At 64.5% G+C, this 26,332-nt stretch carries 25 protein-coding genes; 12 read left to right on the plus strand and 13 right to left on the minus strand.

Annotated elements, in window-relative coordinates:
• Positions 1-105 precede the first annotated feature (105 nt).
• Positions 106-990, plus strand: coding sequence for an alpha/beta fold hydrolase (locus OHZ10_RS18615; protein ID WP_059238313.1), 885 nt, complete (start codon positions 106-108; stop codon positions 988-990).
• Positions 991-1,006: 16 nt separating this feature from the next.
• Here OHZ10_RS18615 and OHZ10_RS18620 read toward each other — a convergent pair whose 3' ends face one another.
• Genes OHZ10_RS18620 through OHZ10_RS18630 form a run of 3 tightly spaced genes read right to left on the minus strand, consistent with a single transcriptional unit; the run spans position 1,007 to position 2,929 of the window.
• Positions 1,007-1,945, minus strand: coding sequence for a GGDEF domain-containing protein (locus tag OHZ10_RS18620; RefSeq protein ID WP_059238311.1), 939 nt, complete (start codon positions 1,943-1,945; stop codon positions 1,007-1,009).
• Positions 1,942-2,568 carry a chemotaxis protein CheC gene (locus OHZ10_RS18625; protein ID WP_059238309.1) on the minus strand — a complete coding sequence of 209 codons (627 nt, stop codon included), beginning with the start codon at positions 2,566-2,568 and terminating at the stop codon, positions 1,942-1,944. The genes OHZ10_RS18620 and OHZ10_RS18625 overlap by 4 nt, the downstream gene beginning before the upstream one ends.
• Positions 2,561-2,929 (minus strand): response regulator, encoded by a 369-nt coding sequence (locus tag OHZ10_RS18630; protein ID WP_011548759.1) that lies wholly within the window; start codon positions 2,927-2,929, stop codon positions 2,561-2,563. The genes OHZ10_RS18625 and OHZ10_RS18630 overlap by 8 nt, the downstream gene beginning before the upstream one ends.
• A gap of 471 nt (positions 2,930-3,400) precedes the next feature.
• Between OHZ10_RS18630 and OHZ10_RS18635 the strand changes: the two genes are divergently transcribed.
• Entirely contained in the window at positions 3,401-5,650 is a 2,250-nt protein-coding gene (locus OHZ10_RS18635; RefSeq protein ID WP_059238307.1) for a hybrid sensor histidine kinase/response regulator, read from the plus strand.
• A gap of 61 nt (positions 5,651-5,711) precedes the next feature.
• Here OHZ10_RS18635 and OHZ10_RS18640 read toward each other — a convergent pair whose 3' ends face one another.
• Positions 5,712-6,266 (minus strand): NADPH-dependent FMN reductase, encoded by a 555-nt coding sequence (locus OHZ10_RS18640; RefSeq protein WP_059238305.1) that lies wholly within the window; start codon positions 6,264-6,266, stop codon positions 5,712-5,714.
• Between the two features lie 367 nt (positions 6,267-6,633).
• Here OHZ10_RS18640 and OHZ10_RS18645 point away from each other — a divergent pair, with 367 nt between their 5' ends.
• Complete coding sequence (locus tag OHZ10_RS18645) at positions 6,634-7,233, plus strand: RNA polymerase factor sigma-70 (protein ID WP_174991720.1); 600 nt, start codon at positions 6,634-6,636, stop codon at positions 7,231-7,233.
• Positions 7,211-7,426 carry a zf-HC2 domain-containing protein gene (locus OHZ10_RS18650; RefSeq protein ID WP_342705521.1) on the plus strand — a complete coding sequence of 72 codons (216 nt, stop codon included), beginning with the start codon at positions 7,211-7,213 and terminating at the stop codon, positions 7,424-7,426. The genes OHZ10_RS18645 and OHZ10_RS18650 overlap by 23 nt, the downstream gene beginning before the upstream one ends.
• Before the next feature lie 123 nt (positions 7,427-7,549).
• On the opposite strand, the gene arsC is transcribed toward OHZ10_RS18650, so the two are convergent.
• Positions 7,550-7,906 (minus strand): arsenate reductase (glutaredoxin), encoded by a 357-nt coding sequence (gene arsC / locus OHZ10_RS18655; RefSeq protein ID WP_059240865.1) that lies wholly within the window; start codon positions 7,904-7,906, stop codon positions 7,550-7,552.
• Positions 7,907-8,859: 953 nt separating this feature from the next.
• Here arsC and parA point away from each other — a divergent pair.
• A complete protein-coding gene (gene parA / locus OHZ10_RS18660; RefSeq protein WP_059238301.1) occupies positions 8,860-9,522 on the plus strand; it encodes a ParA family partition ATPase in 663 nt (220 codons plus the stop codon).
• 23 nt (positions 9,523-9,545) lie between these two features.
• Complete coding sequence (locus OHZ10_RS18665) at positions 9,546-10,607, plus strand: ParB/RepB/Spo0J family partition protein (protein ID WP_342705522.1); 1,062 nt, start codon at positions 9,546-9,548, stop codon at positions 10,605-10,607.
• Positions 10,608-10,699: 92 nt separating this feature from the next.
• Here OHZ10_RS18665 and OHZ10_RS18670 read toward each other — a convergent pair whose 3' ends face one another.
• Positions 10,700-12,067 (minus strand): replication initiation protein, encoded by a 1,368-nt coding sequence (locus tag OHZ10_RS18670; protein ID WP_059238296.1) that lies wholly within the window; start codon positions 12,065-12,067, stop codon positions 10,700-10,702.
• A 1,822-nt stretch (positions 12,068-13,889) separates the two neighbouring features.
• Between OHZ10_RS18670 and OHZ10_RS18675 the strand changes: the two genes are divergently transcribed.
• Positions 13,890-15,071 carry a DNA-binding protein gene (locus OHZ10_RS18675; RefSeq protein WP_059238294.1) on the plus strand — a complete coding sequence of 394 codons (1,182 nt, stop codon included), beginning with the start codon at positions 13,890-13,892 and terminating at the stop codon, positions 15,069-15,071.
• A gap of 136 nt (positions 15,072-15,207) precedes the next feature.
• Here the strand turns inward: OHZ10_RS18675 and OHZ10_RS18680 are convergent, their stop codons facing one another.
• From OHZ10_RS18680 to OHZ10_RS18690, 3 genes are all read right to left on the minus strand, one after another.
• On the minus strand, positions 15,208-16,227 hold the full coding sequence (locus OHZ10_RS18680; protein ID WP_059238292.1) for a tyrosine-type recombinase/integrase: 1,020 nt from the start codon (positions 16,225-16,227) through the stop codon (positions 15,208-15,210).
• A gap of 102 nt (positions 16,228-16,329) precedes the next feature.
• Entirely contained in the window at positions 16,330-16,707 is a 378-nt protein-coding gene (locus OHZ10_RS18685; RefSeq protein WP_059238290.1) for a DUF2471 family protein, read from the minus strand.
• Positions 16,708-16,848: 141 nt separating this feature from the next.
• On the minus strand, positions 16,849-17,460 hold the full coding sequence (locus tag OHZ10_RS18690; protein ID WP_174991722.1) for a helix-turn-helix domain-containing protein: 612 nt from the start codon (positions 17,458-17,460) through the stop codon (positions 16,849-16,851).
• A 161-nt stretch (positions 17,461-17,621) separates the two neighbouring features.
• Here OHZ10_RS18690 and OHZ10_RS18695 point away from each other — a divergent pair, with 161 nt between their 5' ends.
• The gene (locus OHZ10_RS18695) at positions 17,622-18,821 is read left to right on the plus strand and encodes a glycine C-acetyltransferase (protein ID WP_342705524.1); all 1,200 of its coding nucleotides are present in this window, start codon (positions 17,622-17,624) and stop codon (positions 18,819-18,821) included.
• Between the two features lie 13 nt (positions 18,822-18,834).
• Positions 18,835-19,863: an L-threonine 3-dehydrogenase gene (gene tdh, locus OHZ10_RS18700; RefSeq protein WP_059238284.1), complete on the plus strand. Its 1,029-nt coding sequence runs from the start codon at positions 18,835-18,837 to the stop codon at positions 19,861-19,863.
• A 397-nt stretch (positions 19,864-20,260) separates the two neighbouring features.
• On the opposite strand, the gene OHZ10_RS18705 is transcribed toward tdh, so the two are convergent.
• The gene (locus OHZ10_RS18705) at positions 20,261-20,677 is read right to left on the minus strand and encodes a hypothetical protein (protein ID WP_342705525.1); all 417 of its coding nucleotides are present in this window, start codon (positions 20,675-20,677) and stop codon (positions 20,261-20,263) included.
• Positions 20,674-21,312: a GNAT family N-acetyltransferase gene (locus OHZ10_RS18710; protein ID WP_059238280.1), complete on the minus strand. Its 639-nt coding sequence runs from the start codon at positions 21,310-21,312 to the stop codon at positions 20,674-20,676. Before OHZ10_RS18710 ends, OHZ10_RS18705 begins: the two co-directional genes overlap by 4 nt.
• A 169-nt stretch (positions 21,313-21,481) precedes the next feature.
• On the opposite strand from OHZ10_RS18710, the gene OHZ10_RS18715 reads away from it, so the two are divergent.
• Together OHZ10_RS18715 and OHZ10_RS18720 are read left to right on the plus strand one after the other, a co-directional pair.
• A complete protein-coding gene (locus OHZ10_RS18715) occupies positions 21,482-22,087 on the plus strand; it encodes a TetR/AcrR family transcriptional regulator (protein ID WP_342705526.1) in 606 nt (201 codons plus the stop codon).
• A gap of 64 nt (positions 22,088-22,151) precedes the next feature.
• Positions 22,152-22,631: a DUF1348 family protein gene (locus tag OHZ10_RS18720; RefSeq protein ID WP_050013484.1), complete on the plus strand. Its 480-nt coding sequence runs from the start codon at positions 22,152-22,154 to the stop codon at positions 22,629-22,631.
• Between the two features lie 456 nt (positions 22,632-23,087).
• Here the strand turns inward: OHZ10_RS18720 and OHZ10_RS18725 are convergent, their stop codons facing one another.
• Positions 23,088-24,173, minus strand: coding sequence for a tartrate dehydrogenase (locus OHZ10_RS18725; RefSeq protein WP_342705527.1), 1,086 nt, complete (start codon positions 24,171-24,173; stop codon positions 23,088-23,090).
• A gap of 116 nt (positions 24,174-24,289) precedes the next feature.
• On the opposite strand from OHZ10_RS18725, the gene OHZ10_RS18730 reads away from it, so the two are divergent.
• Positions 24,290-25,213: a LysR substrate-binding domain-containing protein gene (locus tag OHZ10_RS18730; RefSeq protein ID WP_174991726.1), complete on the plus strand. Its 924-nt coding sequence runs from the start codon at positions 24,290-24,292 to the stop codon at positions 25,211-25,213.
• 98 nt (positions 25,214-25,311) lie between these two features.
• On the opposite strand, the gene argC is transcribed toward OHZ10_RS18730, so the two are convergent.
• The gene (gene argC, locus OHZ10_RS18735; RefSeq protein WP_342705528.1) at positions 25,312-26,253 is read right to left on the minus strand and encodes an N-acetyl-gamma-glutamyl-phosphate reductase; all 942 of its coding nucleotides are present in this window, start codon (positions 26,251-26,253) and stop codon (positions 25,312-25,314) included.
• Positions 26,254-26,332: the final 79 nt, after the last annotated feature.

Consider the following 26,332-nt stretch of genomic DNA (forward strand, 5'->3'; position numbering starts at 1 on the left):
AAAGGGGTTGGATCGAAGCCGGACACGCGATCGCGCTGCGCGTTCGCGTCTGGATGCCGGCGGGTTCGTCTAAGATGACACCTTTCTCGAAAAAATACGGACACCATGGAGACGAACGACACCGCCCCCCCGCAGTCCGGCCATCCCGTTTTCGTGCTCGTGCACGGCGCCTGGCATGGCGCGTGGTGCTACGCGCACGTCGCGGCTGCGCTGGCCGCGCGCGGCCACCTGTCGATCGCGCGCGACCTGCCCGCGCACGGCATCAACGCCCGCTTTCCCGCGTCGTATCTCGCACGGCCGCTCGACAAGGACGCGTTCGGCGCCGAGCCGTCGCCGGTCGCGAACACGACGCTCGACGATTACGCGACGCAGGTGATGCAGGCCGTCGACGACGCATACGCGCTCGGCCACGGCAAGGTCGTGCTGGTCGGGCACAGCATGGGCGGCCTCGCGATCACGGCGGCCGCCGAACGCGCGCCGGAAAAGATCGCGAAGATCGTCTACCTCGCGGCCTTCATGCCGGGCTCGGGCGTGCCGGGCCTCGACTACGTCCGCGCGCCCGAAAACAAGGGCGAGATGCTCGGCCCGCTGATGCTCGCAAGCCCGCGCGTGGCCGGTGCGCTGCGCATCGATCCGCGCAGCGGCGATGCCGCGTATCGCGACACGATGAAGCGCGCGCTGTACGAAGACGTGCCGCAGGCCGACTTCGACGCCGTCGCGAACCTGATGACCTGCGACGTGCCGGCCGCGCCGTTCGCGACCGCGATCCCGACGACCGCCGCGCGCTGGGGTGCGATCGACCGTCACTACATCAAGTGTCTCGAGGATCGCGTGATCCTGCCCGCGCTGCAGCAACGCTTCATCGACGAAGCCGACGCGCTCGCGCCCGGCAACCCGACCCACGTGCACCAGCTCGACAGCAGCCATTCGCCGTTCATGTCGCAGCCGGCCGTGCTGGCCGGCGTGCTCGCCGACATCGCGAAAAGCTGAGCGAAGCGGGCGCGGTCTACGCGTAGGCGACCGAACGATCGCGCCCGAGCCGCTTCGCGCGATAGAGCGCGGCGTCGGCCTCGTTGACGAGCACGTCGCTGGTCGGCGCGCCCGTCTTCGCGCATGCGCCGCCGACGCTCGCCGTCACGGGCACGCTGACCCCCTCGGCATCGACCGGCAGGCTGCCGATCGCATCGCGCACCTTGTCGGCCACCAGCATCGCCTCGTCGAGATTCGTGCACGGCAGCAGCAGCGCGAACTCCTCGCCGCCGAAGCGGCCGAACGTATCCTGCGCGCGCACGATCGACGCGACGCGACGCGCCGTCTCGCGCAGCACGGCGTCGCCGGCCGCATGCCCGAAGCGGTCGTTGATCGTCTTGAAGTGGTCGAGATCGAACAGCAGCACCGACATGTCGCCGCCGTAACGCTGCCAGCGCGCGAATTCGTCGCCGAGCCGCGCCTCGAAGAAGCGCCGGTTCGCGATACCGGTCAGCCCGTCGCGATTCGCGTGTTCGCGCAGCTTCGCGACCGCTTCCTCGCGCTCGCGCTGCATCACGCTCACATGCGTGACGTCCGAGATCGTCACGCACACGGCCTCGACGTCGCGGCCGCGCGTGAGCGGCATGAACGTGCAGTCCTGCTGCATGTAGTCGACGCCGCCGGTAATCGGGCGGTCGTGCTCGAAGCGGAACAGGTAGGGGCGCTGCTCCCATGAACTGAAGGCGAAGCTGCCGAGCTGGAACACGCTCTCGAGCTTGCGCGACAGCCACGCGTGCGGCAGGTCCGGAAAGCGGTCGAACAGGTTGCGGCCGATCACGTCGGCCGCCGGGATGCCGCTGTGGTCCTGCATGAAGCGATTCCACATCAGCACGGTCATCGAACGGTCGAGCACGAACAGGCCGAAGCCGACCCGCTCGATCACGAGGTCGCTCAGCGACGGGGCGGCGGCCGTCATAGCGCGGACAGCAACGCGTCGAGCGCGTCGCCCATCAATCGGATCGAATCCTCGGCCATCAGCATCACGAAGTGGGCGCGGAACGTGTGGTCCTCGAGCCCGAAGTTCACCTCGAGCAGCAACGCGACGCTCCACGCAAGCATGTTCGGCTCGAAGACGTCGTCGAACGACACGTTCGCGCCGAGCAGCCCAGGCGGAAAAAACACGGGCTTGCGGCCGAGTTCGTCGAGGATCGACGCGACGCACGCCCCCATCAGCACGTTCGCGACGTCGAACACGAGTTCGTCCGGCGTCGCCATCCCGCCATACACGCCGTCGCCGAACGTGCGGTCGACGACCGACATGAGCCGCGCGACGCCCGACGTGCGGCACAGCACGATCGCCTCGCCCTTGATGTCGGAACGGAAGCCCTGGCGCACGGCGGTCACGTTGTCGTGAATGCCCGTCATCTCGCGCAGCGCGTTGCCCGCGTCGGCCGCTTTCACGACGCGCACGCGCGGCACCGACAACTCGATGAAGCGCCCGAGCAACAACGCAAGCCGCGCGGCGGCGCGGCCCATTGCAAGGTTGGCGATCTCCTGCAACGCGTCGCGTTGCTCCGCCGTGAACACCGATTCAGGCATACAACCCATACTCCTTGAGAATGGGCAGCAATGCCTCCGACGTCACGGGCTTGGCAACGAATGCGATCGCGCCCAATTCACGCACGCGTGCTTGCGCCTGCGGCTGGATATCGGCGGATACCACGATCACGAACGTGTTCAGATCTTCGTGGCGCAGTGTTTCCAGGACCTGATATCCGCTCATGTCGGGCATCGTCAGGTCCAGAAACATCACGGAAGCTTTGCCGTCACGATAGAGCGCCAAGGCCTCGCGACCATTCGCTGCATACGCGACGTCAACGTCCCAGTCTCCCGGCAGCGCCTTTGTCAGAAGTTTGCGAGCGAGCAGCGAATCGTCGGCAATTACAATCGGCAAAGGCATGGGGCGATGCGGTATACGGAATGGTCTCTCTCGCGTTAACGACCGCGCGGCGCACTTCTTTAGGGGGCCATGCGTTCGGGCGCGGGCAACCGCCTTGCGGCCGTGCGCGGGCGTCGCGACGCAGGTGCGCGCGACGCCCGCGCGGCGATCGCCGGCGGGCGCATATATCTGTCATAGGGAAAGCAAGGCGCGATTCTCGGAGTAAACCGGAGGCGATGCAACTCGCCATTTTCACCATTTCGAACAGAATCGGTCCGATCCCACGCCATTCCGAAAACAGCCCCGATCATTTTCGAGATAAGCACGCAAAATTTTTCCTTGTGTACGTTTGCGCTGCCGGATTCGTCGCGTTTTCAATCTAACAGTTTCCCTCTGTCAGATTCGACAGGATCTCGCACGTCCGGCGCGGCGCGGCGGGCTCCCCCAACTCGTTTATGATGGCAGGCACCTCTGCCTCACCCGCTTTCCTCGATGACGTCCGAACGGCCTGCCGACTCCCACGCTCCCGCCCATCCGCCCGCCGACGACTGGCAGGACGACGGCAGCTACGCGTCCGGCGCACCCGAGCACGATTTCGCGGTTCGCCGCGTGACGCTGATCGTGCTGCTCGTCGCGGCGATCGTGCTGCCGTGCATCTACGTGGTGGTGATGGCGTACAACGACCTGAAGGCGCGCGAGGCCGCCGCGGGCGACGTGACGATGCGCACGGTGCGGGTTGCCGAGGAACACGCGCTCAAGGTGTTCGACCTGAGCGAGACGCTCGATGCGCGCATCGTCGACCTCGTGCAGGACATGGACGACGCGACCGTGCGCAACAAGGAATCCGACATCCACGAAGCGCTGAACACGATCGGCGGCGGCTATCCGCAGGTGGCCGCCGTGTCGATCTTCGGCGCGAGCGGGATGCTGCTCGCCAACAGCCTCTACTATCCGGCACCGTATGCGTCGATCGCGAACCGCGACGACTTCGCGGGCATCCGCGACGGCAAGGTCATCGAACACATCTCGCGGCTGATGATGGGGCCGCTCAAGCTCGAGAACATTCCGGTGTTCAACACGGGCGTCGCACGGCGCCATAGCGACGGTTCGTTCGCCGGAATGGTGTCGATCGCACTGAAGTCGTCGTATTTCAACGCGTTCTACCGCGACCTGCTCGGCGGCGCGGGCACACCGATGACGATGGCGCTCGCGCGTTCGGACGGCGCGGTGATCGCATCGTATCCGCCGCCGCCGTCGCTCGCGCACACCGATCGCTCGGTCACGTTCGGCGACACGCGCAACGATGCGCGTGCGGGCGTCGTGCGCGTGCGCCACGATGGCGCGAGCAGCGAGATCGTCGCGTACCGCCAGGTCGGCAGCTACCCCGTCTACGTGACGTGCGCGTACCGCACGTCGGCAATCTGGCATGAATGGTACGAACACCTGAGCGTCCTGTTCATCTCGATGTTCGCGCCGTCGGTCGCGCTGTGGTCCGTGATCTGGCTGTCGCTCAAGCGGCTGAAGGCGGAAGAGGAGGCGTGGGACCGCTGGCAGGCCGAAGCGTCGATGCGGCGTTCGATCGAGTCGGCGTACCGGCAGTCGCGCAAGATGCAGGCGCTCGGCAACCTCGTCGGCAGCGTCGCACACGACTTCAACAACCTGCTGATGATCATCTCGAGCAACGTGCAGATCGCACGGCGGCGCGGCGTCCAGCATCTCGACAAGGAACTCGGCGCGATCGAACGCGCGCTGAAAAACGGACAGTCGCTCACGCGCCAGCTCCTCGGCGTCGCGCGCAAGCAGCCGCTGCACAACGAGACGATCGACGTCGGGCAATGGGTCGGCACGTGCCGCGAATTGCTCAAGACGTCGCTCGGGTCGAAGTCGTCGCTGGTCGTCGCGATCGAGCCCGGCGTCTGGCCGATCCGTGTCGACGTCGCGGAGCTCGAGCTCGCCGTGATCAACCTCGCGGTCAACGCGCGCGACGCGATGGCGACGGGCGGGCGCTTCACGGTCGGCGCGCGCAACGTGACACTGCGCCGCGAGGACGGCTTTCCGCTGACCGGCGATTTCGTGCAGATCTCGCTCGACGACACGGGTTCAGGCATGGCGCCCGACGTGCTCGCGCGCGCGTTCGAGCCGCTGTTCACGACGAAGGCGCAGGGGATGGGAACGGGGCTCGGCCTGCCGCAGGTGTTTGCGTTCTGCGAACGCTCGGGCGGCCTCGCGACGATCGACAGCGCGGTCGGCGCCGGCACCTCGGTGCGCCTCTACCTGCCGCGCGCGCGCGCCGAGGATGTCGTCGCGCGGCCGCCGGCCGTCGCACACGAAGCAGGCACCGGCGCGCTCGCCGGCCTGCACGTGCTGCTCGTCGAGGACAACAGCGAAGTCGCGGCCGGCACGGAAGCGCTGCTGTCGCTGCTCGGTCACCGCGTGACCTATGCGCCCACCGCCGACGATGCGCTGCGCCTGATCGAAGGCGCGGCCGCGAACGATGCGTTCGATCTCGTGATTTCGGATATCCACATGCCGGGCAGCCTGAACGGCATCGACCTGGCCGAAGCGGTCGAGAAGCGGCCGGGGAAGCTGCCCGTGATTCTCGTCACGGGTTATGCGGAGGAACTCGACCGCACGCGCACCGTCAACGTCCGCGTGCTGTCGAAGCCGTTCGACATCGCGCTGCTCGACGAGATCCTGCTGGGCATCCGCGAAGCGCGCGACGCACGGCACGCCGGCACGTGACCCGCTGTTGTGCGGGCCGGCGCCGGCGGTGTGAGCGGGGGAGCCGATCAGGCCGGCGTCATCAGGCCGATTTCAGCAGGCGCACCCAGCCCGCGTAGCGATCGACGAACCCCTGCAGGAACTTGCGGGTGTCCTCGCTGACGATCTGGCCTTGATCGTCGATGCGCGCCGGGTCGTGCTTGACGAACATCTCGGGCTGGCCGAGCGTCTTCACGTCGAGGTATGCGAGCACGTTGCGCAGGTGCTGCTGCGCGAGCGCGGTGCCCGCGGCGCCCGGCGACGTGCCGAGTACCGCACCCGGCTTGCCCGACCACGAGTTGGCCCCCCACGGGCGCGAGCCCCAGTCGAGCGCGTTCTTCAGCACGCCCGGGATCGACCGGTTGTACTCGGGCGTGACGAACAGCAGCGCGTCGGCGGCTTCGATCGACTGCTTGAAGCGCTTGGCGACTTCCGGGAAATCCGCGTCGTAGTCCTGGCTGTACAGCGGCAGTTCGCCGATCTCGACGAACTCGAACGAAAAATCGGCAGGGGCGAGCGAGATCACGGCGTGCGCGAGCGCACGGTTCGTCGATGCGCGGCGCAGGCTGCCGACGACGACCGCAATACGATAGGACATGGCATTCTCCTTCCAGTGAGTGAGGAATCGGATCGATTGCTTCCGAATGGGCGACAAAGGTCTGTTTATAGGCAAGCCAGCCCGCGAGCCGTCCCACGGGGCCGTCCGGCCGACTTTCCACAAGGTTTTCCACAGAAATTGTGGATAACTCGACCGTTATGTTCTGACGTTACAGATTGCCTGCCGCGCGGCGCCGTCGACGCGCGAGCCGGGGTTCGGCAAGCATAGCGCAGCGCGCCGGCCGGTTTCGTGAATTCGTGACGGAACATGCGTTGCAGGGTGGCGATGCGCCCAGTAAGCTGCTCGCACGGCGACGCGCCCGCTCCATGACGTCCGCGCGATCGCTTCGAGACACTGCAACCCAGACATGCCGTCCACCTACGACGATCCCGTTTATCTCGCGCAACTGCGGCGCGACCTGCTGCGCTTCGCGCGGCTCCAGCTCCGCGATGCCGACGCGGCCGAAGACGCCGTGCAGGAAGCACTGGCCGCCGCGTGGTCGCACGCGGGCGATTTCGCAGGGCTGTCGGCCCACAAGACCTGGGTGTTCGGCATCCTGCGCAACAAACTGATCGACGTGCTGCGCGCGCGGCAGCGGACGGTCAGCCTGGCCGCGCTCGACGCCGAGCTCGACGGCGAATCCGTGCTCGATCGCGAACTGTTCAAGGAAAACGGACACTGGGCCGCACATGCGAAACCTCGACCGTGGCCGAAGCCCGAAACGCTGTTGCAACAGCAGCAGTTCTGGACGCTGTTCCAGGTCTGCCTCGATCACCTGCCGGAGCAGATCGGACGCGTGTTCATGATGCGCGAGTTTCTCGATGTCGAGATTGCGGACATCTGCAGCGAATTGACGCTGACGACGAATCATTGCAGCGTGCTGCTGTATCGGGCGCGCACGCGCCTGCGAACCTGCCTGAGCGAAAAAGGACTGACGACCGAAGATGCTGCCGGGGAAATGTACTGACATCACGCGACTGCTGTCGGATGCGCTCGACCGGCATCTGACGCTGCACGAGCGACTACAGGTGCGCTTGCATCTGCCGACCTGCAGCGGATGCAGAGCCTATCGTGGGCAGATTTCGCTGTTGCGGACGGCCGCGAAAGCGGCGGCGGGGCGGGAGCCGGACGATGACGGTAGGTCGTCCGGGGAGCGCTAGGGCGCTCGTGTTGTGCCGCTACCGTTCGCGTCGCGAGCGGCGGGCTGCCCGGCGATCGCATCGGCATCGCGTGCCGGTTCGATCGCCGGGCTGATGCTGTAAGAAAAATACACCCATCAAGAATTATTCGAATAACGCCTTCACCGATTCGGGCGGCCGGCCGATGGCTGCCTTGCCGCGGTATACGACGATAGGCCGTTGCAAAAGGATCGGGTGCGCGGTGATCGCTGCGTAGGCTTCCGCGTCGGTCAGATCTGCGCGAGCCAGATCGAGTGCCTTGTACGGCTCCTCGCCGTCGCGCAGCATATCGCGAACCGGGCGGCCGAGCTGCCGATGCAGCGTTTCCAGTTCCTCGACCGTCGGCGGCGTCTTCAGGTACTCGACGACGTTCAGCGGCGTGCCAGTGGTATTCAGCGACTCGACCAATGCAAGCGTCTCGCGCGACTTCGAGCATCGGGGGTTGTGGTAGATCGTGATCATCATTCAGGCCTGGATGGTAGAGCCCAGTATTGTAGCCAGTCTGTGTCGAGCGGCCGGTGGGATGGGCCAGGCCAGACCGGTCGCGGATTCGGCCACGCGCTATACGGTCGAGCGACGTAGTACGTCTTGAGCGCGAGAGGGGAGTGCCGCAGGGCACACTTCAAAGCGTGGGTGTGTTTATGCGCATAAAGCCGGGGGGCGCTATCTTGAGGTGATGGATGGCAGCACGCGAGCCAATGCCTTGTGACGGCAGCCTTGGGTGGAGGGAGGCTCGGATAATCGCGACGCAAGTCGGTTGGTTTATGCGCATAAAGCCTGCGATCGTCGGGTGAGATGCCTCACGATTCAGAGCGCAGCCGTATGTCGATGTGCCACCGCACCGAGGGTCTCGTTGGATCGGTATGTCGCCCCGTAGCGGTATCGTTGCCCTCGGATTCAGGCGACGTCGGCCCGTGCGCCTTCGACTCTCGCCATCCATTGCCTCCGGTTTATGCGCATAAACGTCGCTTCCGGACAATGCGTTGTGCCGGCGCACGTCGGTTCAGTGACTCGCCACGAGCCTGTGTACCTAGCCACGGTGTGCAGATCCCGATCCTCGCTCGCGCATGCCTGGCAATCTCGCACCCAGATCCGCTCTCTCGGTCTCCGCAGAGTTTATGCGCACAAACCCACTCGCTCGCCGACAAGACCACTCCCATCCAGCGGAAGGGCAGCGCGTGAGCGACGATCGCCCCTCCCCGACGATGCAGCACGTCAAGGCAGAATCATCGAGTAGCCCATCGACCTCTTCGAGCATCAGCCACGCCCTCAAAAGCCGGCCACCGATCTCCGCCGGCTCGTTTATGCGCATAAACCAATAGCCCGAATGGCTAATGCGTAGTTGTTGAACGACAATTTCATTGAAATTCAAATATCGTCCTGTAGAATTCCAACGACCAAAACAGGAGTGAAAATTGGCCGCGGAAATCATTGCAGTCACTCAACAAAAAGGTGGCGTCGGCAAAAGCACGATTGCCATGCACCTCGGCGCCGCGTTCCATGAAAAAGGGAAGCGCGTCCTCGTCATCGACGCAGACCGTCAAAACACGCTGGTTCACTGGTCGAGCGCATCGGGCGACAGCGAAAACGGCATTCCGTTTCCGGTCGTCAACCTTGCCGAAGCCGACGGCCAGATCCATCGCGAGATCAAGAAGTTCATCAACGACTACGACATCATCGTCGTGGACTGCCCGCCGTCGATCACCGAGAAAGTCTCCGGCGTCGTCCTGCTGGCCGCATCGATTGCCGTGATCCCGACATCGTCGTCGCCGGCCGATTACTGGTCGAGCGTCGGGCTGGTCAAACTGATCCAGCAGGCGCAAGTCATGAACGAAGACCTCCGCGCAGTCTTCCTGCTGAACAAGACCGAAGAGAAGCGCATGCTGACCCGCGAACTCAAGCGTGCGCTCGAGGAACTCGGCTTCCCGCTGCTGAAGACGCAGATCCCGACGCGGGAGGCGTACAAGCAGGCGATGGCGCTCGGTCAGACCGTGCTGCAGATGAACGATCGCGGCGGCAAGCTGGCCGCGGCCGAAATTCGCGCATGTGCCGACGAAATCGTCGCCATGCTGCCCTGACTTTATGCGCACAAAGGAGTCACATGAAACCTTCCCAATTTGCCAAAGGATTCCAAGCGCGCCCGGATATCACGACGAGCGAGAAACGCACGGCGCTTGATCGGCTCAACGCAATTGACGGCATCGTCAAATCCGAGACGCCCGCCGCGGCACCGACCAGATCCGCGAAGAAGGACATCGCACCGCCGCCGGCGCCAGAACTCACGATCGATCCGTCGATCGACGAATCGCAGCAATATCGCGCGTGGCGCCTCGAAAACCGCTATGCGCCGGGGCAGGTGATCGAGCTGTCGCTGAAGGCGATCAAACATAGCCCGTTCAATCCGCGCCACTTCTATCTGAAGTCGTCGATTGCCGAACTCGCGGTCAACCTCGCGAAGCAGGGGCAGCAGCAAGCGATCCACGTGATTCCGGATTACGACAACCCGGGCACGTATTTCGTCAGCGACGGTGGCCGTCGCGTGCGGGCACTGAAGGAAGCGAACAAGGAAGCGGTCAAGGCGATCGTGATCGATGTGCCGATCGGTATCCAGAGCTACAAGCTCGGCTACGACCTCAACGTCCAGCGCGATTCGCAGACGGTGTTCGACAACGCCGTCGTGTGGCGTCGCTTCCTCGACGACAAGCATTTCCAAAGCCAGAAGGAGCTTTCCGAGCACCTCGGCCTCGACGAGTCGACGGTGGCCGTCGCGCTGTCGATCGGCAAGCTGCCTGAAGCGATCATGCAGGAAATGGTTGCGCGTCCCGATCGCTTCGGTTCGAACATGGCGTATCAGGTCGGCCGCTATCACAACGCGCGCGGTACCGAGGCCACGCTGCGGCTGATCAACAAGATCGTGTCGGACGATCTCAGCACGCGCCAGGTGTCGGACATCGTCAAGGGTCGCGTCGCGGCGCAAGAGACGCCGAAGGCAGCAGGCCGCCAGCGCTATGCGCAGCGTCTCGAGATCAAGCTCGGCGGCAAGTCGGTCGGCGACCTGAAGTCGTATGGCGAAGATCGCATCGAATTGCGCCTGCGCGGCCTCCCGAAGGACAAGCGCGACGCGATCCTCGAGCAGCTCGAGCGGATGCTGTTGTCGGAGTGATGGAAACGGCCGGCAGGGCCTGGTGAAGACGCCGGGCCCGCCCGACTGACGGGCGGGGCCGGCGGCGGCCCGTCAGCGGGCCTGAGCGGGCCTCAGGCGGCCCGCGACTGGTTCAGCGTGAACGACAGCAGATCGCCGTCCGTCGGCTCGCCCCAGGTCTTCTGGGCCAGCCAGTCGAAAAATGCCGTCTCGGCCAGCTTGGAATCGAGGCCGCGCTTGCGCCAGTCGTCGCGCAGATGCGAACCCATCGTCGGCAGCGCCTCAGCTTCGAACGACTCGCGCGCCACTTCGCGTTCCGCGTCGCCCTGCTCTTCGTACAGCACCTTCGCTTCCTTGCGACGGAACGCCGAGAACTCGCTCAGCAAACGCGCCTTCAGATCGTCCGGCTGGGCGGCCACGACCTTCGCAGACGGCGTGCCCGCAGGCAGCGCGTCGACCGACTCGACCGGCGGCGCATAACCCTTCTTCAGCGCATCCTTGAACAACGCCGGCGCGCTGCGCACCGGCGGCAGCGTCGTGCTGCGCATCCGCTGCTCGGTCATCTGCAGTGCGGCACGAATCCGGTTTTCCTCGCTGTCCGCGTACAGCGTCTGCGCTTCCTTCAGCGGGATCCCGAGTTTCACCATCCGGTCGACCAGCGTGCTGTCGAACACGTTCGGGTGTTCATCGAGCGCGAGCATCGGCTGCTTGCGTTCGGTTACGCGGAACTGGATCTCGGCGACCCGACGCCCTTCGCGATGCTCGATCAGCTCGACGAAGATGTTGGTGACCGCGTTGACTTCCGCGATCGCGGGGCGCAGGTAGTCGCGCTTGAAGTACTTGTACTCGCGCTTTGCCTCGTCGCCGGCTTCCGTGTCGGGCGTACCCGACAGGATCGGCCGCCACCATTCCCACGGCTCGCGCATCGTCAGGTGGCTCGGGTTCGTCAGGTAACGCACGCAGATCTCGTACAGTGCGAGACCGGCGCTGCTGCGCAGCTGGCTCTGGAACTGCAGGCTCAGGCGCGCATACTGGACCGGGTCGAGCAGCTTCTTCTTGATCTTCGGCGCGAACGAGAATTCGACCCACACGCGGCGGGTCGTCGGATCCTCGAGAATTTCCGCGTCGGCGATCAGTGTGGAGATCCCCCACTTGCGGCCGGGCTTCTGGCTCGACGTTCCCGTGCTCCATTCGACCTGCACCGACACCATGCGGCGCAGGTGTTCCTTCACCAGAGCGGTGTCGTTCGAATCGAAAGCGGAGTTGGCGACGATGTCCGACAGCAGCGCGCGATACGTGTCGCCCGAGTCGTCGGCCTGCTGCGCGACCGCCAGCAGGACATTGAACAGCTTGCGAGTGAGGAGCGTGATCTTGCCGCTTTTCGGCTGAATGGCAATCGCCTCGACGGCCTTGCGCAATTCGGCTGAACTGGCACTCACCACATCCACATCGGTTTTCTTGGCGCGCTTCGTCGTGGCCATACGTCGGGTCGGAGGTGAAGTTTCCCGGAAGGATAGCGCCTGCGGTGATGTGCGTCCAGAACGACATGCTCACCATAGCCGGTGAAGCGCACCGGCAAAACGGCACTCACCCCAACCGCTCCCGAAAACGCTCACCGGTCCGCCGTTGCAGCGTTTCGGACTCTTCCAGACGTGCCGCGGGATGCGCCGATTCACAGAATTTCACCTGTGCACGACACGTGCGAATTTCGCTCCCGTATCGGCTCACCTTTCGAATTGTCGTAATTTTGCGACTGCGCAACCGTGGGTTTCGCACAGGGTTGCGATTGCACCTCGCCGCACCTTCCCGATCACCTCGCATCGGCCTGTATGCATGTACAGGCACGGCTCGCCGGAATGTCGAATCCGGATCCGGCGCCTGGAAAAGCGCCGTCGAAACCGGCCTGCCCGGCCCGATCGGGCCTGTTTGATCGGCCCGGGCGCGCATTGTACAGCGCGCCAATCGCGCCGGGTCCCGAAAATGCTCACCTTGAGCACAGCATGTTCATTCGTTCGAATGCCGACAAACGCCCGACACACGCGGGATCGACTGCCGGCGCCTCCCGAAAACACTCACCCTGAAGGAAAAATGCGGCACAGCAGCGGGCACAAGAAGGGCTCCCGAAAAACCTCACCGTAACCGCTCCGGTATCAAAAATCTCAATCTCTTCCGATACTTATGCACAAAAGGCATTTGGCTGTGCATCGCAGGGATCCCCCGAAAAACCTCACCTTTCGGGCTCAATCCTTCATACGACAACCGTATGTCAGCCCCCGAAAAATCTCACCTGTGCCAAAGAGTGGCACAGCAAAAACGAGATTTCTTCCAGTCCTGGTGGGCTTTTCGGCGAATCTGGCCGGTCAAGGGTCCCGAAAAGCCTCACCTGTGACCATTTTTTCAGCAAATACCGTTCCCGAAAAACCTCACCAATGGGTCAGGTCACAGCCTGTGATCCATGTCCCGAAAAACCTCACCTTAACGGGATCGGGGCAGGAAAACCCGGATTTCCCTCCCGAAAAACCTCACCTTTGGTGCACCACAGGCCCCCGAGAGCACTTTTGCTGTGCAAAATAACGTTCGTTTCCCGGAAATCCTCACAGCAAAATCCCGTGGAGTCCCGTGAAACCTCACCTTTCGCCAAATCTGCCCAAAAGATGGGCAGAAACGGGGCGCGAAGCAGGTCCCGCAAATTCTCACCTATGTCTGCACAGGCAGAAAACTGTGCCGTCAGGCACTGCGCGGGTTCTGTGGCTGTGCGGCCCCGAAAAGCCTCACCTTTGGGAAATCTCGTGTTTCACTGTGATCCCGAATCCGCTCACGACCTTTCCTGCAACGGCTCACGCAGCTCCCCGAACCCCATCACTTCAGCTCCCGCAGAAGATCACCTTGGCTCCCGTAAAACTTCACCTTGTCTCCCGGAAAGCCTTGCTACATAAGGCTGTGCCGTGGCGTTAACGTTTTTAACTAAGGGTTCAAGGGTGTTTACTTCTAATACTCTCAAGACATTGGCTCACGAGTTTTCCACAGACACCCCAACCCCTGAACACCCACAGGCAACCGGATCCGCTGTCATGTGAAACAAATGCCGAAATTCGGGGTCCGCAGGAAAATGCTTGTACTACAAGGACTTGGCTAACTTTCTTCGCTTTGTTTCACGGAATCGTTAGCCATCGTCAACCAGATAGGCTCACAGATCCGATTTCTGTGCGAAACGACGTAAATTCACAACGTCAGCACGAAACAAGTATCAAGAAATACGTATTTCGTTATGATTGCCACAATTCAATGTCTGTGAGCACGGTCATGACCCTGGACGAAATGCGTCAAGTCATTCGGGAAGAGCTGGAATCGCTGCGTGCCAGCGGCGCCCGGCGTCAGGAATTGTCGCTGCATGCATGCAAGCGCTTGTTCTTCGATCTCGGCATCCGGCCGTCGGCCGCCAACGTCCGCGATCTCACCCAGACCGGCAGTGCCAGCGATATTCCGAAAGACATCGACCATTTCTGGGAACGCATCCGTTCCGCGTCCAAGATCAGGCTCGACGGTGCAGCCATTCCGAAGGCGGTCGAGGAAAAGGCCGGAGCGTTACTCGGCGCACTGTATGAAGAAGCATTGAAAGCGGCGCGGGACAGCCTCGATGGCGACCGCGAGCAGGTTCGCGCCGATGTGGCTGACGCCGAACAACGGTTGCGCGACGCAACTGTCCGCCAGGAAACGCTCGAAGGCGCGCTCGCTCGTGGTGAAACCCGAAACGAGCAGTTGCAGGCCCGTGTGACGGAACTCGAGGTGCAGCTCGCGTCGCAGACGACTCACGGTTCGGCAAGCGAGGCAACGTTGCTCACCACAGTCGCGCGACTGGAAAAGGAACTGGCCGTGGCGGCCACGCGCATCGACGCCGAACAGGCGCAGAACGCTGCGCTGCGCGATCGCATCGATGCGCTGCAGGCCGAATTGCAGCAGCGTACCGAACACTACGCGCAACAAATCAAGGATGCGGTGGCCGAAGCCGAACGCCGCGTAAAGCCGATGCTGGTCGAGCTGGACTCGCTGCGCAGCATGGCGTCGACTTACCAGAACGGTTTGCGCGACGTTCAGCGCAAGGAATTCGATTTCCTGCAGCAACTGAGCTCGGCCAAAGCCCGCGCGGATCGGCTGGAAGAACAGCTGCGTACCCAGAGCGATGAGCTGGACCGCGCGACGCGCGACGTGAATTCGTTGCGTGCGAGCCGAGGCATGAATCCGGAAATCGCCGCGTTGATCCGGCGCCTGGCCGATGCCGGGCAACTGGATGCGGAAGCGTACGCCGCGATCGGCACCTCGCTCGATCAGGAGATTCCGGCGCCGACGCAGTGCCCGCATTGCGATGGCGAACCGGAGCTGTCACATGGTGACGAGGGTTTCGAGGTGGCGTGCCCCGAGTGCGAGCACGCTTCGGGCGCATGGCCGTCCCGGTTGGAAGCCGTCGCGCGGTTTGCCCATAGCTGACCCGAAGGTCGGCGGTACCGCACAGGTGAGACGATCCGGGACGCTTGAGGTGAGGTTTTTCGGGAGCTGTGAAACGGTGAGGCTGTGCCACGCAAGGCCACTCACGGATCGTTTCGCGTGAGCAGCCATTTCCCGATCAGTGAGTTTCGTCGCTGTCCGTTGCGTCACCGTTGTTGTCGGCCAGCCCGTCGCGCCAGTTTTTCCATGCGCGATGCAGGCGGTTCGACGAGACCGGCCGCATGAAGCCGAGCCATTTGCCGACCCGCTCGGACGGCACGTCGTGTTCGAACAGTTCGGCCGCATAGGTATTGCGCAGCGTCTGCGGGCTCGCGCGTGCAGTGCGCGACGATGTGAGCCCGGCCGATTCGACGATCGCGTCGATGGCGCGCAGCATCGTCGCCTTGTGCATCGGCCGTCCGGCATGCGATGCGGGGAATACGAGTTCTCCCGGAATCTCCTGGCGTTTGCGCTCGGTGAGCCATGCTTCGAGCAGCGCGATCGCAAACGATGCGAGATGGGTTTCTCGCGCGTAATCCGGATGCGTCGACTCGATCTGCAGCGACGTGCCGCTCGTATTGATGCAACTAATCGTGAGTGCGCGCGCTTCGCCGGTTTTGATGCCGGCGCCGAGAAATGCGGCGACGAGCGCGCGATCGCGCCGCTCTTTCCAGTAAGCGGACCCCGATACGCCGATCGGTGAAAACAGATAGGCGAGCAACGTCGCGCGCTCGGCCGGCGTGAGAAAACCGGTGGGCTCGTTGTCGCGTGCCTTTCGCCAGTTCGCTTCGCCATCCTGAGCAATGAAGCGCGCCGGATTGGTCGATGCGTATTCGGTGCGCCGGATGTGGTCGAGCACACGCTCGATCAGTCGCAGATAGCGCATGCGCTGGGTTTTCTTGATTGGCAACTCGCCGACGAAGTTTGCGATGGTTGCCGTGTCGACCGTTGCCAGATTCTTCTGATGTGCACGCATCCACGCGAGAAACGCGCCCCATTGCGCGCGATAGACATCGGCCGACGAGCGACGATAGTCCTGCATTGCAAGCCAGGCGTCGAACGCGGCTTCGGGCGACACGATCCAGTCGGATGCGCCGCGGTCGAACAGATCCTTTTCTTCCGGGCGCGCAGCGGTGTCGGGAGAGGCGGGAGGGGACATGGTGTTTATTCCGTTAGTTGCGTATATGGTAACCCTTTCCGCAACATGTCGAGCAGCAGGAGACTGGACCGGCCGCCGTGCGTTGCGGCCGGGGCCTGGCCATCAGTCGCCCCACGCCTTGGACTGACGGGGAGCGCGCTCGCGCGGCGCCGTGTCGTGCGACGTTGCCGCGGCTTCATACGCGAGAACCGCGAACGAAAAGACGGCGGGCAGCGCATTCGAGCGCCCGAAGTCGATTGGATCGTCCGTTTCGGGAAACGTCATGTCCGACGGCCGTTCGAACAGTTGACGCATGCCGGCTTCGTGCCGGCTGGCAAAGCCGAGATCGGCGAGTGCCTCGGCTTCGATCGCGTGCAGCAGGCGCCACGTCAGCGGCACGCGCTGGCGGATGTAGCGCCCGGCGATATGCCGGACGATCAGCTCGAGATCGTGCGCGGCAGCCTTGAAGCTGAGCGCGGCCAAATCTTGTTCTTCTGTCATTGCAGGCTCCTGTCGACCGGGGCGGGCGCCTCGGTGCACCGGCTCCGGCCCGTGCATGGCGGAATGTCCGTATACTGTACAAACATACAGTGTTTTCCGCAACTGGCCTGCAATCGACCTTTTGGCCGGCTATCCGCGCCGTCAGCGATGGATCACGATCAGTAGTGCCCGCGCCTCGGCCTTGCCGGGATTGCGGATCGCGTGCGGCTCGTCGGCCGGGTAGCGTGCGGTGTCGCCCACCTTCAGGCGCCGGCTGGCCGCTGCCGCTTCGATTTCCATCGCGCCCTGCAGCACGGTGAGGTGCTCGCGCGTGCCGGGTTCGTGTGCGTTCGATACCAGCGCGCCGCCGCCCGGCAGTGTCAGTTCGTACCACTCGAACTTGCCGGCGAGGTCGATCGGGCCCCATACGCGCAGCTGGTACCGGCCGTCGTGGCCGGCGAGCGTCGGGATGTCGTGCGGGCCGTCCACGCGGATCGTCTCGGGCGCCTTTGGCTGCGAGAACAGTTCGTCGAGCGTGATGCCGAGCGCGTTCGTCAGCCGCCACGCGACGGCGATCGTCGGGTTGGCCTTGTCGCGCTCGATCTCGGAGAGCATCGATTTCGATACGCCGGCCGCGCGCGACAGGTCGTCGAGCGTCAGCTTGCGCTCGTTGCGCAGCCGCTGGATCTGCTCGCCGACACGCGGCGGCGTGACGGCCGGCGGTTGCGGTGCGGTGTCGGCAGGCGTGCGCCGCGACCGGGAGGAACTTGCCATTTGGATTCCGTTCGCTTAGAGTTGTTCGATATTTCGAATTCTAGTTCGGAATATCGGATAAATGCGGTCAACCGAACGACCGACTATAACAGTAGCAGGCCGTTGCGCCGCCGCCACGAGCGGTGCGCAGCGGAATGCGAATCCCTGTCAGGAGCTTTGCGATGCGTGATGCCTTTCTCGCCCAGGTGCGCGGGACGCTCGACCAGATCCGCGCGGACGGTTTTTACAAGACCGAGCGCGAGATCGCGAGTCCCCAGGCGGCGGCCGTGCGGCTCGCCGGCGGTGCCGGCGTGCTCAATTTCTGCGCGAACAACTATCTGGGTCTGGCGAACGATTCGCGCCTGATCGATGCGGCGAAGGCCGGCCTCGACCAGGACGGCTTCGGCATGGCATCGGTGCGTTTCATCTGCGGCACCCAAACCGTCCACAAGCAACTGGAAAGCGCACTGGCCGCGTTTCTCGGCACCGAGGACAGCATCCTCTATTCGAGCTGCTTCGACGCGAACGGCGGGCTGTTCGAGACGTTGCTCGACGAGAACGACGCGATCATCAGCGACGAGCTGAACCACGCAAGCATCATCGACGGCATCCGCCTCTGCAAGGCGAAGCGTTTCCGCTACAAGAACAACGACCTGGCCGACCTCGAGGCGAAGCTGAAGGAAGCCGACGCGGCGGGCGCGCGCCACAAGCTGATCGCGACCGACGGCGTGTTCTCGATGGACGGCATCATCGCCGACCTGAAAGGCATCTGCGATCTCGCCGATCGCTACGGCGCGCTCGTGATGGTCGACGATTCGCATGCGGTCGGCTTCATCGGCACGCACGGCCGCGGCACGCCCGAGCATTGCGGCGTCGAAGGCCGTGTCGACATCATCACGGGCACGCTCGGCAAGGCGCTCGGCGGCGCATCGGGCGGCTACGTCGCCGCGCGTCGCGAGGTGATCGAGCTGCTGCGCCAGCGCTCGCGTCCGTACCTGTTCTCGAATACGCTCACGCCGAGCATCGCGGCGGCATCGCTGAAGATGCTGGAACTGCTCGGCAGCGACGAAGGCGCGAAGCTGCGCGAGCGCGTGCGCGAGAACGGCGCGCGTTTCCGCCAGCAGATGACCGAAGCGGGTTTCACGCTCGTGCCCGGCGCGCATCCGATCATCCCGGTGATGCTCGGCGATGCGCAGCTCGCGACGAACATGGCCGACAAGCTGCTCGCCGAAGGCGTCTACGTGATCGGCTTCTCGTTTCCCGTCGTGCCGCGCGGCCGCGCGCGCATCCGTACGCAGATGAGCGCCGCGCATACGCCCGAGCAGATCGACCAGACGGTCGCTGCGTTCGTGCGCGTCGGCAAGTCGCTCGGCATCATCTGAAGGAGGCGCGACCATGAAAGCACTGGCAAAGCTCGAGCGCGGCCCCGGCCTTACGCTCACGCGCGTGAAGCGTCCCGAAGTCGGCCACAACGACGTGCTGATCAAGATCCGCCGCACGGCGATCTGCGGCACCGACATCCATATCTGGAAGTGGGACGACTGGGCGCAGAAGACGATTCCCGTGCCGATGCACGTCGGTCATGAATACGTCGGCGAGATCGTCGAGATGGGGCAGGAAGTGCGCGGCTTCGCGATCGGCGATCGCGTGTCCGGCGAAGGGCACATCACGTGCGGTTTCTGCCGCAACTGCCGCGCGGGGCGCCGGCATCTGTGCCGCAACACGGTCGGCGTCGGCGTGAACCGCGAAGGCGCGTTCGCCGAGTACCTGGCGATTCCAGCATTCAATGCGTTCAAGATTCCGCCGGAGATCTCCGACGATCTCGCGTCGATCTTCGATCCGTTCGGCAATGCGACGCATACGGCGCTGTCGTTCAACCTCGTCGGCGAAGACGTGCTGATTACCGGCGCTGGCCCGATCGGCATCATGGCCGTCGCGATCGCGAAGCACGTCGGCGCGCGCAACGTCGTCATTACCGACATCAACGACTACCGGCTGGAGCTCGCGCGCAAGATGGGCGCGACGCGTGCGGTCAACGTTGCACGCGAGTCGCTGCGCGACGTGATGTCCGACCTGCACATGACCGAAGGCTTCGACGTCGGTCTCGAGATGTCCGGCGTGCCGAGCGCGTTCACGAGCATGCTCGAGGCGATGAACCACGGCGGCAAGGTTGCGCTGCTCGGCATCCCGCCCGCGCAAACCGCGATCGACTGGAACCAGGTGATCTTCAAGGGGCTCGAGATCAAGGGTATCTACGGCCGCGAGATGTTCGAGACCTGGTACAAGATGGTCGCGATGCTGCAGAGCGGCCTCGACCTGTCGCCGATCATCACGCATCGCTTCGCGGCCGACGATTACGAGCAAGGCTTTGCCGCGATGCTGTCCGGCGAAAGTGGCAAGGTGATTCTCGACTGGACGGTTTGAGTCGCGTGTCGAAACGGGGCAGCGCGGCAGGTTTGCCGCCTGCCCCGTTTTCTTTTCACGCTCGCCGTCGCCACCGGAATGCGCGATTCAGCGCTTGAGGTGAGATTATTCGGGAGCTGTGTTTGCGCGCCGAATCGCAACACGATCTCGCATCGGTGACTTGCAATCGCAGGTTCGCTTCACCCGTCGACTGCCGCCCCGCTTCTTCCCGTCACGCGATTCGGCGCCTGCTGCCTCCTCTTCCGCGTAATTCCCTGCTTCGCTCGTCGTGCGATCGTTCGCTGTCGGCCGCATGCGATGTCGCGTCGGACCGGGACATCAACCGTGAGCTGCGCGCCGCGTTGCAACTCACTCATACTCGCGCACGATGCAATGGCATCGACCGGTGCGCAGCGCGTTACTTGATCCGCTCACCATTCAATCCGCGCGGGTCGAGCTGAAGATTCAACACGACGAGCCAGCGTTTCGGGCACTGCGGCGCAACGTCGATCGGCTCGCCGGATGTGCCGGGAACCGTGACGAACCCGTGTTGCGCCGCGTACCGGTACGCGCGCAACGCATCCGCCTGCAGCCAGAAGCTGACGAGCGCGCACGTCACGAAACGGAACAGCAGCACCGCTGCGGCATCCGGCGCGAAACCGGCGGTGACCAGCAGGCCTTCGAACGCGAACGTCAGCGCATGCGCAACCGCGATCGCGACGATCGTCAGCTTCATCACGCCGCGCAGCCGCAGCGCTGCACGCACGCGGGCCTGGCGGACGTCGAGCTGCGTGCGATCGTCGCCGCCATCGTGCTTCGGTGCATCGTGTTTCATGACGCAGCACCGGCTTGCCGCACGACGTCGATCTGCGTCGAGTCGTACGCATGCAGGCGCCCGTCCGCGACGCTGACGGCCTTGCACAGGATCGTGCTGTCGTAGTTGTGTCCCGGAAAGCGCACGACGTCGACCGGCTGAAAACCTTCGCGACGATAGAAATCGACGAGCCGGACGGCCGCGTACGGCGCGTCGAGCGCGAGATGCGTCGCGCCGCGCGCGGCCGCCCGACGTTGCGCGAACGCGAGCAGCGAGCGGCCGATGCCGCGATCCTGCCAGACTGGATCGACGGCCAGCTGGCCGAGTGTTGCGACGCGCCGGCTGCGATACGGATCGCAACGGGAATCGGGATCGTGCGACAGCATCGTCATCGTCGCGACCAGATGGGCGTTGCCAAGCGCGACGAAGCATTCGCCGGTCAGCACGCGTTCGCGCGTCGCCGATGCCGGTTGATCGACGCCCGGGCAGTTGAAGCCCAGTGCGCCGAGCGGCGCGAACGCGCGATGCAACAGCGCGGTCAGCACGTCGTACGAATCGTTGTGCGGATCGAAGCGCCGCACGACGACGCGGCCGTCGAGCCGCTTCGCATAAGCCGCATAGGCGCGCGCGGGGCGCGCGGATTCCGGTCGCTGCATGATGTCCTTTCGCCCAGACAGGGTGACCGAAGTGTAGTGAGCGTCGCGTCCTGGCTTCAAGAAAAAATGTCGTAAACGCGGCGGGCCGGGACGCGATTCGGCCCTCTCGCCGGCAGGGCTTTTTCACATGGGTGTTGACGATGGAGAACGATCGTTCTACCGTAAACCCATGAACACACTTCACGACTCCACCGGCGAACCGGGCGTGCGCGACCGGCTGCTCGACGCGGCCGAAGCGCTGATCTATTCGGGCGGCATCCATGCAACGGGTGTCGATGCAATCGTCAAGCGATCCGGCGCGGCCCGAAAGAGCTTCTATTCGCATTTCGAATCGAAAGAGGCGCTGGTCGTCGCCGCGCTCGAACGCCGTGACGCGCGCTGGATGCGCTGGTTCGTCGACGCGACGCTGGCACGCGGCAAGACGCCGCGCGCGCAGCTGCTCGGCATGTTCGACGTACTGCGCGACTGGTTCGGGCACCCCGATTTTCACGGCTGTGCGTTCCTGAACGCGGCCGGCGAGATTCCCGATGCCGACGATCCCGTGCGCGTCGTCGCACGCATGCACAAGGCACGCCTGCTGGCGTTCGTGCGCGAGTGCGTCGACGCGTATGCCGACGAAACGGGCATCGAGCGCCGCGGGCTTGCGCGCATCGCGCGTCAATGGCTCGTGCTGATCGACGGCGCGATCGGCGTGGCGCTCGTCAGTGGCGATGCAAGCGCCGCGCGCGATGCGCGCGCGACAGCCGAACTGCTGCTCGATACCGTATCGCGGTAGCCGACGCAGCGAATCCGAACCGGCCGCGTACGTGCGCGGCCAGAACCCTGAACAGGAGCAATCCATGTCCGCATCCCCCGAAGTCCGTCCGCCCGTTCCGCCCTTCACGCTCGAAACGGCGCGCCAGAAGGTGCGTGCCGCCGAGGACGGGTGGAACACGCGCGATCCGCAGCGCGTGTCGCTCGCCTATACGCCGCAAAGCCGATGGCGCAATCGCGCGGAGTTCGTCACGGGCCGCGACGAGATCGTCGCGCTGCTGCAGCGGAAGTGGGCGCGCGAACTCGACTACCGGCTGATCAAGGAACTGTGGGCGTTCGACGGCAATCGCATCGCGGTGCGCTTCGCGTACGAATGGCACGACGACGCGGGCAACTGGTTCCGCTCGTACGGCAACGAGAACTGGGAGTTCGACGAAAACGGTTTGATGGCGCATCGTCATGCGAGCATCAATGATCTGCCGATTCGCGAGGCCGATCGTCTCTATCACTGGCCGCTCGGCCGTCGTCCGGACGATCATCCGGGGCTGTCCGATCTCGGGCTGTGAGGTTGGCGTCGATGCAGCGCAGCGGCGAATGCCTCACCCGGATTGAATGGTGAGGAAATTCGGGAGCCGATACGCTGAGGTGAGATTTTTCGGGATGAAGTGAAATGTCGCGTTGGACTGTGTGTTTCGAACCGCTCGGCGCGACATCGCACGGGTGAAGCGGGCACGTTGACGTGCAGCGGTGTGCTTCACCGCGTGATGCATCCCGCCGATTGCATCGGCCAGGCATTGACGATCGGTGTGGGCGTGCGTGACGTGCAACTCACCGATCGGATCGATTTCGACGAGCGACGGTGCAAGCAGTGCGCGTTACGGTGCGATGCTGCTCACCGCTCGACTTCACCGCATCCACGCCGGATCCATTGGCACGAGTGCGCAAACGCATCGCGTGCCGCTCACCGCAGACGGATTCATGAAGTGCCGCCCGGCGCGAGCGCCGGGCGCGATCCCCGGTTCTCAGCCCGCAATGCGCGCGGCGATCGCCTCACCGACTTCGTGTGTGCCCGCCTGGCCGCCGAGATCGCGCGTATGCGGCCCGGTGCGCAGCACGTCCTCGATCGCGGCGACGATCGCGTCATGCGCGTCGCGTTCGCGGCCCGCGCCGTTGCCGAGGAAGTCGAGCATCATCGCCGCCGACCAGATCATCGCGATCGGGTTCGCGATGTGTTGCCCTGCGATGTCGGGTGCCGACCCATGCACGGGTTCGAACAGCGACGGGAACGTGCGGTCGGGGTTCAGGTTCGCCGACGGCGCGATGCCGATCGTGCCCGTACAGGCCGGCCCGAGATCCGACAGGATGTCGCCGAACAGGTTCGACGCGACGACGACGTCGAAGCGATCCGGCTGCAACACGAAGCGCGCGCACAGGATGTCGATGTGCTGCTTGTCGACGGCGATCTCGGGATAGCGTTCGGCCATTTCGGCCGCGCGTGCGTCCCACCACGGCATGCTGATCGCGATGCCGTTGCTCTTCGTCGCGACGGTGAGGCGCTTCGCGCGCCGCTGTGCCAGCTCGAACGCGAATTTCAGCACGCGCTCGGTGCCATGCCGCGTGAAGATCGACTGCTGCATCACGACTTCCCGATCGGTGCCTTCGAACATCGTGCCGCCGACCGACGAATATTCGCCCTCGGTGTTCTCGCGCACGATCATGAAGTCGATGTCGCCCGCACGGCGGCCCGCGAGCGGCGATGGCACGCCGTCGAACAGGCGCGCGGGCCGCAGGTTGATGTACTGGTCGAATTCGCGGCGGAATTTCAGCAGCGAGCCCCACAGCGAGATGTGATCGGGCACCGTCGCGGGCCAGCCGACCGCGCCGAACAGGATCGCGTCCATGCCCGACAGTTGCGCCTTCCAGTCGTCCGGCATCATCTTGCCGTGCTGCGCGTAGTAGTCGCAGCTCGCCCAGTCGATCTCGACGAAGTCGAAGCGGATGCCGAAGCGCGCGGTAACGGCGTCGAGCGCACGCAGGCCCTCGGGCATCACTTCGCGGCCGATGCCGTCGCCGGGAATCACGGCAATCCTGTAGGTCCTGTCGGTCATGTAACTCTCCTTGTCTGGTCGGCCGGCTGCCGGGGAGGCAGCAGCCCGTCACGCCATTCTATTTATTTCCATCCGGATTAAAATCGCGGGAAAGGTTAATCGACTTTCCACGAATCGTGAACAAATCGCCGAATCTCGACGACCTGCGCGTGTTCAGCCTGGTCGTCCGCCTGACGAGCTTCAGCGCGGCCGCCGAGCAGCTCGCGGTGTCGCCCGCTTACGTCAGCAAACGCATCGCGTTGCTCGAGGCGCAGCTCGGCACACGGCTGCTGCATCGCTCGACGCGCCGCGTGACCGTCACCGAAGCCGGCGAACGCGTGTTCGCGCGCGCCGAGAAGATTCTCGACGACGTCGATCATCTCGTCGAGGACGTGTCGACCACCCGCACGGTGCCGCGCGGCACGCTGCGCATCTCGAGCAGCTTCGGCTTTGGCCGGCACGTGGTCGCCCCGGCGCTGCTCGACTTCAGTGCGCGCTATCCGCAACTGAACGTGCGGCTCGATCTGTTCGACCGGCTCGTCGACGTCGCGGGTGAAGGCTACGACCTCGACGTGCGCATCGGCGACGAGATCGCCGATCACCTGATCGCGCGCCGCCTCGCCGCGAACCATCGCGTGCTGTGCGCGTCGCCCGACTATCTCGCACGACGCGGCATGCCGCGCTCGCTCGCGGATCTCGCGTCGCACGACTGTCTTGCAATCAAGGAGCGCGACCATCCGTTCGGCGTCTGGCGGTTGAACGTGCGCGGCGAAACGGTCACGGTGAAGGTCGGCGGCGCGCTGTCGACGAACCACGGCGAGGTGGCCGTGCAATGGGCGCTGGCCGGCCGCGGGATCGTGCTGCGCTCGATCTGGGAAGCCGCGCCGCTGATCGAGCGCGGTGAACTGTGTCGCGTGCTGCCGGACGCGATCCAGCCCGCGAACATCTGGGCCGTGTATCCGGAACGCGTCGCGGCGTCGGCGAAGGTGCGTGTGTGTGTGGATTTTCTGGCGGAGACGCTGGCAGGGATGAATGCCGCAGCGGGTGACGATACGGCCTGAAATCGTCTAAAGGTGAGCTTTTACGGGGGGCGTGCGCAGGCACCGGCGCGACGTGGATCTGCCTGCCGGGCAGACCTTTGACGGTGCCTGCGCGAGACTCACGCCGCGCTCGACGTACCGAGCATCAAGTCGAGATTCTGCACGGCCGCGCCGGATGCCCCCTTGCCGAGATTGTCGAACACGGCGGACAGCAACACCTGCCCGCGATCTTCATTGACGAACACGCCGAGCCGCAGGTCATTGGTGCCGTTCAGCGCTTGCGGATCGAGATGCGTGATCGCGTGCGTGTCAGCAAGCGGCGTGACGTCGACGTGACGCGCGGCGGCGTAGTGGTGCGCGAGACACGCATGCAGTTGCTCACCGGTCACGCCGGCCGGAAGCAGGCGCAGCTCGATCGGTACGGTGAGCACGATGCCTTGCCGATAGGCACCGTAGGCCGGCACGAAGAACGGGCGGTGTGCGAGCCCGGCATGCAGCCGGATCTCGGGGACATGCTTGTGCTCCAGAGCCAGGCCGTACACCTGCAGCGGCAGCATGCGTGCGGCGGCGTCGCCGGATTCGAATGCTTCGACGGCGGCCCTTCCGCCTCCCGAGTAACCGGAGACCGCGTGGATGCTCGCCGGGTAGTCGCGCGGCAGCAGGCCGGCCTGCAACAGCGGGCGAAGCAGGCCGATCGCGCCCGTCGGGTAGCAGCCCGGATTGGTGACGCGCTTCGCGTGCGCAATGTGCTGCGCGTGTCCGTCGGCGATCTCGGGAAAGCCGTAGACCCATTCGGGCTGCGTGCGATGGGCCGAACTTGCATCGATCACGCGTACCGCGGGGTTCCGGATGAAGCCGACCGCTTCGCGCGCGGCCGCATCGGGCAGGCACAGAAGCGCGATATCGCATGCGTTGAGCGCGTCGGCGCGCCGCACGGGGTCCTTGCGTTCGGCAGCCGGAAGCGTGAGCAACTGCAAGTCGGCGCGGTCGCGCAGACGCTCCAGAATCTGCAGTCCGGTCGTGCCCTGGTCTCCGTCGATGAAGACAGTGGGGAAGCTCATGATGGTCGTGTTCCTCGCGTTCGGTCGTCGGGGGAAGCCGTATGGTCCGCCGAACGCCTAGAATAGGAAAAGTTGAATT

Origin of the sequence: Burkholderia arboris (assembly GCF_038723655.1) — a bacterium.
GTDB classification, from domain to species: Bacteria; Pseudomonadota; Gammaproteobacteria; order Burkholderiales; family Burkholderiaceae; genus Burkholderia; species Burkholderia arboris.